9 protein-coding genes and 1 pseudogene are annotated in these 6,610 nt (G+C 55.2%); 3 read left to right on the forward strand and 7 right to left on the reverse strand.

Going from position 1 to position 6,610, the window contains the following annotated elements; all coding sequences use genetic code 11:
• Positions 1-182 precede the first annotated feature (182 nt).
• The 3 genes from RT613_RS00005 to RT613_RS00015 are packed head-to-tail and all read right to left on the reverse strand — an operon-like array spanning position 183 to position 1,970.
• A complete protein-coding gene (locus RT613_RS00005; protein WP_313611968.1) occupies positions 183-1,253 on the reverse strand; it encodes a 5-(carboxyamino)imidazole ribonucleotide synthase in 1,071 nt (356 codons plus the stop codon).
• Positions 1,250-1,750 (reverse strand): 5-(carboxyamino)imidazole ribonucleotide mutase, encoded by a 501-nt coding sequence (purE, locus tag RT613_RS00010; RefSeq protein WP_313611970.1) that lies wholly within the window; start codon positions 1,748-1,750, stop codon positions 1,250-1,252. Before purE ends, RT613_RS00005 begins: the two co-directional genes overlap by 4 nt.
• A gap of 16 nt (positions 1,751-1,766) precedes the next feature.
• On the reverse strand, positions 1,767-1,970 hold the full coding sequence (locus RT613_RS00015) for a YdcH family protein (RefSeq protein WP_313611972.1): 204 nt from the start codon (positions 1,968-1,970) through the stop codon (positions 1,767-1,769).
• A 234-nt stretch (positions 1,971-2,204) separates the two neighbouring features.
• Here RT613_RS00015 and RT613_RS00020 point away from each other — a divergent pair, with 234 nt between their 5' ends.
• Positions 2,205-2,381 carry a DUF465 domain-containing protein gene (locus RT613_RS00020; protein ID WP_313611974.1) on the forward strand — a complete coding sequence of 59 codons (177 nt, stop codon included), beginning with the start codon at positions 2,205-2,207 and terminating at the stop codon, positions 2,379-2,381.
• A 105-nt stretch (positions 2,382-2,486) separates the two neighbouring features.
• Here the strand turns inward: RT613_RS00020 and RT613_RS00025 are convergent, their stop codons facing one another.
• The 3 genes from RT613_RS00025 to RT613_RS00035 all read right to left on the reverse strand — a co-directional run bounded on the left by RT613_RS00025 (position 2,487) and on the right by RT613_RS00035 (position 4,013).
• Positions 2,487-2,741, reverse strand: a complete 255-nt coding sequence (locus RT613_RS00025; protein ID WP_192488109.1) for a DUF2312 domain-containing protein — start codon at positions 2,739-2,741, stop codon at positions 2,487-2,489.
• Between the two features lie 158 nt (positions 2,742-2,899).
• Entirely contained in the window at positions 2,900-3,205 is a 306-nt protein-coding gene (locus tag RT613_RS00030; RefSeq protein ID WP_313611976.1) for a DUF1244 domain-containing protein, read from the reverse strand.
• A gap of 16 nt (positions 3,206-3,221) precedes the next feature.
• Positions 3,222-4,013 carry an N-formylglutamate amidohydrolase gene (locus tag RT613_RS00035; protein WP_313611978.1) on the reverse strand — a complete coding sequence of 264 codons (792 nt, stop codon included), beginning with the start codon at positions 4,011-4,013 and terminating at the stop codon, positions 3,222-3,224.
• Between the two features lie 294 nt (positions 4,014-4,307).
• On the opposite strand from RT613_RS00035, the gene RT613_RS00040 reads away from it, so the two are divergent.
• Both RT613_RS00040 and pyk read left to right on the forward strand, forming a co-directional pair.
• The gene (locus tag RT613_RS00040) at positions 4,308-4,694 is read left to right on the forward strand and encodes a DUF1036 domain-containing protein (RefSeq protein ID WP_313612243.1); all 387 of its coding nucleotides are present in this window, start codon (positions 4,308-4,310) and stop codon (positions 4,692-4,694) included.
• The gene (pyk, locus tag RT613_RS00045) at positions 4,694-6,133 is read left to right on the forward strand and encodes a pyruvate kinase (protein ID WP_313611979.1); all 1,440 of its coding nucleotides are present in this window, start codon (positions 4,694-4,696) and stop codon (positions 6,131-6,133) included. Before RT613_RS00040 ends, pyk begins: the two co-directional genes overlap by 1 nt.
• Before the next feature lie 123 nt (positions 6,134-6,256).
• Here pyk and RT613_RS00050 read toward each other — a convergent pair.
• Positions 6,257-6,610: pseudogene (locus RT613_RS00050) on the reverse strand (hypothetical protein); the annotation flags it as partial.

A 6,610-nucleotide genomic window follows, 5' to 3' on the forward strand; every position in this document is an offset into this window, starting at 1 on the left:
CGGGCCTTAAGCGCTTTAAGCGAATTCTTGATCTTCATTTTACTGGTCCGCAGTTCTGCGAGACATTCTGTCTCGCGTGGTATCTAACAATCAAAAACGCGCAACGAGGCGCGCTCTTTTCGGTTGGCAGGCAAATACCCTGTCGCCCCCGCCCTGTCAACACGCAAAGCCGTGTTTCCGGTTCAGGAGCGTTGTTTTACAGCACCTTTCAGTTCTGTAACGTGTCCCATCTTGCGTCCTGGACGCGCTTCCGACTTACCATAAAGGTGCAGAACGCAGTCGGATTTACCCAGCCATTGAGGCACAGCCTCCACGTCATCACCAATCAGATTGGTCATGACGCAGTCGGAGTGACGTCTGGCATCGCCCGCGGGGAGGCCACTGATGGCACGAATATGCTGCTCAAACTGCGAAACAGCGCAGGCAGCTTCCGTCCAGTGGCCGGTATTGTGGACACGCGGTGCGATTTCATTGGCAACCAGAGAACCGTCAGGCAGGACGAAAAACTCGATCCCGATAACCCCGACATAATCCAGCGCAGTCAAAATCTTGGCCGCAGCGTCCAGCGCCAGGCTGGCAGTCGATTCGGAAATCGTCGCCGGAACGGTCGACGTGTGCAGTATGCCATTGAGATGAACATTTTCTGCCGGATCGTAACAAACGACCGAACCGTCCTGAAAACGAGCAGCAATAATGGAAATTTCGCGCTCGAAATTCACCAGGCTCTCGAGAATCAGTGCGCCACCACCCAACGCGTCGAATGCGCCTTCGGCGCTTTCACCACGAAACAGCTTTTGACCCTTGCCGTCGTATCCAAAACGGCGGGTCTTCAGCACGCCCCTGCCAGAATATTCGGCAAGCGCCTTCTCGAGATCGGCCTGATTGTCCACCGCACGGAAATCGGCAGTCTTGATGCCGCAATCATTGATGAAGGTCTTTTCGACCAGTCGGTCCTGCGAAACACTGAGTGCTCTGGGCGGCGGGTAAACCGGCACCGAACGCGCCAGCGCCTCGGCAGCACCAACAGGCACATTCTCGAATTCATAGGTCACGATGTCGCAAAGTGACGCCAGTTCCGCCAAGGCGGCTGCATCATCATAAGCCGCCACAATCTGGAGATTACACACCTGCGCTGCAGGACAATCGGCCTGCGGCTCCAGCACGATGGTTTTGAAATTCATGCGCGCTGCCGCCATGGCCAGCATACGTCCGAGCTGGCCACCGCCAATAATACCAACCGTCAAAATATTCATTGAGGATTATCCATCGGATATTCTGCAACCGAAGCAGTCTGGTGCGCACGCCACGCATCCAGCCGGTCGGCCAGATCGTCATTCGACAGCGCAAGAACGGCAGCAGCCAAAAGTGCTGCATTGATTGCGCCGGCTTTGCCGATGGCAAGTGTACCAACCGGAATACCGGCCGGCATTTGAACGATGGAATAAAGACTGTCCTGTCCGGACATGGTTTTGGACTGAACGGGTACGCCAAACACCGGCAGGGAGGTCATGGCAGCCGCCATACCAGGCAAATGGGCAGCGCCACCAGCGCCAGCGATGATGACCTTGAAACCTTCGTCGCGCGCGCCTGTTGCAAAATTGAACAGCCGTTCCGGCGTACGATGCGCAGAAATAATACGCGCCTCATATTCAATATCGAGAGCATCCAGCGTGTCGGCAGCATTTTTCATGGTCTCCCAGTCAGACTGGCTGCCCATGATGATTGCGACTGGCGGAGTTTCTGTGGTCATGCTCGTCGGCCCCCTGTCAGGCGATAATATCGGGAATGATCTGGTCTTCGATCTGGCTCATTTGATCCTTAACTGCCAGTTTTTTCTTCTTCATACGCTGAACGCGCAAGGCGTCGCAGTTGGTCTGGATCATGGCATTGATGGCGACATCATAATCTTCATGTTCCTGCCGCAAACGCGCCAATGTCAATCTGATATCTGCCTGTGACTGATCGGGCATTTCTGCATCCCCATTTTATAATGCCGGCTTTGCCGGTGTTCTGACGTCGCTGGCACTGCCTCTACCACCAAATGCCTGTAACGGGAAGTTATCCATTGCGACCAAATTGCCCAGATGTTGCCCTGATTTCGCCTTCGACAATCCTAACAATCCGTGTCACATTAGTTTCGTAAACCTGAAACTCCAGCGTTGGAGAGCTGGAGGTAGGTCACAAAAGAAGGAAGGACGTGCAGCATGACCATACAGGCTCATATCGCATCGCTCGAAAAGAAACACGGAGCTCTTGAGGACGAGCTCGAAAGTATTCTTGCTTCCCCGTCGTCAAACGACCAAGAAATTGCGGACATTAAACGGCGCAAACTTCGCCTGAAGGATGAATTGCAGAAACTGAAAAAAGATACACGTCATTAAAAATGTGCTTCCGCGGCGCCAGTGTGCGACAGGAAGCTGAAGTGTAAAAAAGAACTGGCCGTCTCGCAGGAGACGGCCAGTTTTTTATTGCCCGTTGAAGGACAATTATTCCATGCCAAGGGCAGCCATGTAGGTCTGCAGAATGGATTCTTCTTCCAGACGCTCATTGGCGTCCTTCTTGCGAAGGCGGATGATAGTGCGGATCGCCTTAGTGTCGTAACCACGGCCCTTGGCTTCGCCCATCACATCCTTGATATCGCCCTGGATTGCGGCTTTTTCTTCCTCAAGGCGCTCGATGCGCTCGATGAACTGGCGCAGCTCGGCAGCGGCTACGGTTTCTGTTGTGCTGGTCTCATCCATCGTGAATTCCTTCATCTTGTCTGTTTATGTGCCCGTTCGGGCATGTTCATCCGGCACATGCTCGCGGAACAGCTGTCCAGAACATGGCTTGAAATTTTTCCCGCTGTGAACTGCCGACTGGAAACGCCCGCGTCAAGCCTGTTCCATTGCGGAAAACCTCATTCCTTTGGCTTATTTGTTTCAAATGCCGCTTTTTGCGCATCCGATGCCTCGTTCTGATGCTGGTTTTTCCAGTCTTCATAAGGCATGCCATAGATGATTTCGCGGGCTTCATCCTTGCTGATCTCGACCCCTGCGCCTTCTGCGGCATCCCGGTACCAGTTGGACAGGCAGTTGCGGCAAAAGCCTGCCAGGTTCATCATGTCGATGTTCTGAACATCCGTTCTGTTGCGCAAATGCTGAACCAGTCTGCGAAACGCAGCTGCTTCGAATTCTATCTGCTGTTTGTTGTCCGGCGTCGTCAAAACATTACTCCCCATTTCAGGCATAAGGTCCGGTCCGGGACTGGAATATCTGGTATTCGTGCAAAGCCGGATCGCTGTTCATTGCGGCAAAAATAGGAGCAAGCCGGTCTGACCATGCCGCGATGCCGGCATTATCGGCGATCAGATCCTGCCGCACTTCCAAAAGCGCATGGGGAAGACCCAGACTCATGCAGTGCCGATACATACAGTCGCCCTTCAGGGCGCCGTCATAGGGTTCGTTGTCGCCAACCAGAATGTCGCCGGGTTCTCGCAGCGCCTTCAACAGCGGGTGAACTGCCCGGTGGTCGGTATCCCACAATACGGCAGCATGCCAGGGACGGGGCGTCTGCTTCCAGAACGGCGTGTAGGAATGCAGTGAAAACACCAGGGGTGCCTTGCCCGTGGTGTCCATTACTTTGTTCAATACCCGATCAACGGCATCATGATATGGTAGGTGATAGGTTTCGATGCGCCGGCTCCATTCCTCATCGGAAATCGGATGATTGCCAGGAATGATCGCGCCATCAGAAATTTTCATCACCAGCGTCGGATCGTCCTCCCCGCGATTGGGATCGATCAGCAGCCGTGAAAAACAGCTCATCACCGCCGGAACGCCCAATCTTCTGGAAAGTGATCGGGTCAAACCTTCAATACCGATGTCAAAAGCAATATGCCTCGAATATGCACTCTCTGGTAAGCCAAGTTGATTATACTGGGGAGGCACAATGTTCATGGCATGATCGGCAATCAGAACCATGCCTTTGTCATAATCACCATCTAGGATTTCAAACGCGGGGAAGTCTTGCATCGTCAATTTCTTGAAAGCATTCGTGGGAGCGCGTTTGATGACATGGCTGGCCCACCAGCGCAAGCAAAACGGGAGGACAAGCTCCTGACAGCCATCAGAATGCAGACACACACTGAATATAATCGATTAGACTTGCGTTGACATTCGCCGCCCGTCGCGCCAAGAAAGTGTATCATGAATAACTTTGGAAACCGGAGGGAAGCCTTGCGCAAAACCATCTCCTCTCTCCTTCGAGTACCTGTCCGGCTTAGCGCCGCAACACCCGCCATCGGCGCCCTTCTGGTCGCTCCGTTTCTGCTAGCAGTGCCGGCAAAAGCGGATTTTCGCGTCTGCAACAGCACACAGAACCTGGTTGGCGTTGCGATCGGCTACCGTGCGGAATCGGGTTGGATCAGTGAAGGATGGTGGCAGGTTCCGGCCTCCACATGCGCCACCTTGATCGAAGGTGAGCTACAATCACGATATTATTATCTCTATGCGGAAGATGCTGCACGTGGCGGCCGCTGGACTGGTGACGTCAACATGTGCGTGGCGGAAAACGAGTTCAAGATTGCCGGCGTTGACGATTGCTACGCTCGCAGCTTCCAGCGCATGGGTTTCAAGGAATATGATACGGGTCGCCAAGGAAGCTGGATGGTCCAGCTTTCGGATACGCCCGGAACACAGGAAAGTCAGCACTGATGAGGCGTAATCGCAAAGTCAAAATTCTTGCAACACTCGGCCCGGCTTCCGGCGATGAAGCCATGATCGAAAAGCTGCACCTTGCCGGTGCAGACCTTTTCCGCATCAACATGAGCCACGCAAGCCATGACCTCATGCGCACGCTGGTATCCCGCATTCGCGCCGTTGAAGCCCGCAACGGCCGCCCGATCGGCATTTTGGCCGACCTGCAGGGACCGAAACTGCGCGTTGGCAAATTTGCAGATACCAAGGTCGACCTGGTTCCAGGCCAGACCTTCACACTGGACAGCAACGAGGCGCCGGGCGACAAGAACCGCGTTTTCCTGCCGCATCCTGAAATTCTCGAAGCCGTAAAGCCGGGCGACCGCCTGTTGATCGATGACGGTAAGCTACACCTGCGCGCTGAAAAGTGCGATGGCAAGAGCATTGTTGCGACCGTCGTTGCCGGCACCAAGATTTCCGACCGCAAGGGCATCAGCCTTCCAGACACCCTGCTCGGCGTTGGTGTATTGACCGACAAGGACCGTGTGGACCTTGATGCGGTTCTGGCGACCAATGAAATCGACTGGGTTGCCCTGTCCTTCGTTCAGCGTCCGGAAGACCTTGCAGAAGTACGCAAGATTGCCCGCGGTCGCGTTGGCCTGATGTCCAAGATCGAAAAGCCACAGGCTATCGAGCGCATCGAAGAAATCATCGAGCTGTCTGATGCCCTGATGGTTGCCCGTGGTGACCTTGGCGTTGAGATGCCGCTGGAAACCGTTCCTGGCCTGCAGAAGCAGCTCATCCGCGCATGTCGCCGCGCTGGCAAGCCGGTTGTCGTGGCAACGCAGATGCTGGAATCAATGATCACCGCGCCGGTTCCGACCCGTGCGGAAGTCTCGGACGTTGCAACAGCCGTGTTCGAAGGCGCCGATGCGATCATGCTTTCAGCAGAATCAGCTTCTGGTGACTATCCTGTTGAAGCAGTTTCGACCATGGCATCGATTGCCAGCACGGTTGAACTCGATCCGCATTATTCGGGCATCATCTACGCGCAGCGCGCCCAACCGGAAGCAACCGGTGCAGACGCGATTTCGCTTGCTGCCCGCCAGATCGCCGAAACACTGAAACTGTCAGCCATCGTTACCTACACATCTTCGGGCACCACCGGCCTGCGTGCCGCACGTGAACGCCCGCAGGTTCCGATCATCGCCCTGTCTCCGGTCATCCAGACGGCTCGCCGCTTGTCGGTTGTCTGGGGTCTGCACTGCGTGGTCACCGGTGACGCGGACAATCTGGACGACATGGTCAACCGTGCATGCCGCATCGTTGTGTCGGAAGGTTTCGGCAATCCAGGCGATCGCATCATCATTTCGGCTGGTGTCCCACTCGGTACACCAGGCGCCACCAACATGGTTCGCATCGCCTATATCGGCTCTGACGGCCAGAGCGGCGTCTGATCTAGACAATGCGGCATGCAGCAATGTGTGCCGCACTCTCAAGCCCAGCGCAAAAACCATTGCCCAACAAAAAGCCCGCTGATGTGATCAGCGGGCTTTTTGATGTCCAGAGTTTGGATTGCCTTAAGGCATTCTGACCGGAGTGCTGAAGCGGCTGGAGTCGATCGTGCCAGCACCCTGCTTGAAGCCGGAAGGGGTGTTCGAAGCGGTCATCTCATTGTTGAGGATACGGTTGCTGACAACACGCGGAGCCTTGACGTTGCGCGGTGCTTCACCCTTGGTCTTGTTCAGCGCCCAACCCGAGATCAGATCCTGCGTCAGGCGACCACCGCCCGACATGGCTTCCTGAGAAATCGCAGCTTCCTGCTTGCTTGGACGTCCGCCCTTGGCAGGCAGCCCAGCGCGCAGGCCATTGTCAACAGTACCTCTGACATCAAAGGCATCGCCAAATTGTGCGGCCGTCGGCTTGGTTTCCCT

This window comes from Agrobacterium sp., from assembly GCF_032092815.1.
Lineage (GTDB): Bacteria > Pseudomonadota > Alphaproteobacteria > Rhizobiales > Rhizobiaceae > Agrobacterium.

What these genes read in the sequence shown, in the direction of transcription:
- RT613_RS00005 (WP_313611968.1), bottom strand. Translation starts at nt 1,253, where the DNA reads ATGAATATTTTGACGGTTGGTATTATTGGCGGTGGCCAGCTCGGACGT.
- purE (WP_313611970.1), bottom strand. Translation starts at nt 1,750, where the DNA reads ATGACCACAGAAACTCCGCCAGTCGCAATCATCATGGGCAGCCAGTCT.
- RT613_RS00015 (WP_313611972.1), bottom strand. Translation starts at nt 1,970, where the DNA reads ATGCCCGATCAGTCACAGGCAGATATCAGATTGACATTGGCGCGTTTG.
- RT613_RS00020 (WP_313611974.1), top strand. Translation starts at nt 2,205, where the DNA reads ATGACCATACAGGCTCATATCGCATCGCTCGAAAAGAAACACGGAGCT.
- RT613_RS00025 (WP_192488109.1), bottom strand. Translation starts at nt 2,741, where the DNA reads ATGGATGAGACCAGCACAACAGAAACCGTAGCCGCTGCCGAGCTGCGC.
- RT613_RS00035 (WP_313611978.1), bottom strand. Translation starts at nt 4,013, where the DNA reads ATGCAAGACTTCCCCGCGTTTGAAATCCTAGATGGTGATTATGACAAA.
- pyk (WP_313611979.1), top strand. Translation starts at nt 4,694, where the DNA reads ATGAGGCGTAATCGCAAAGTCAAAATTCTTGCAACACTCGGCCCGGCT.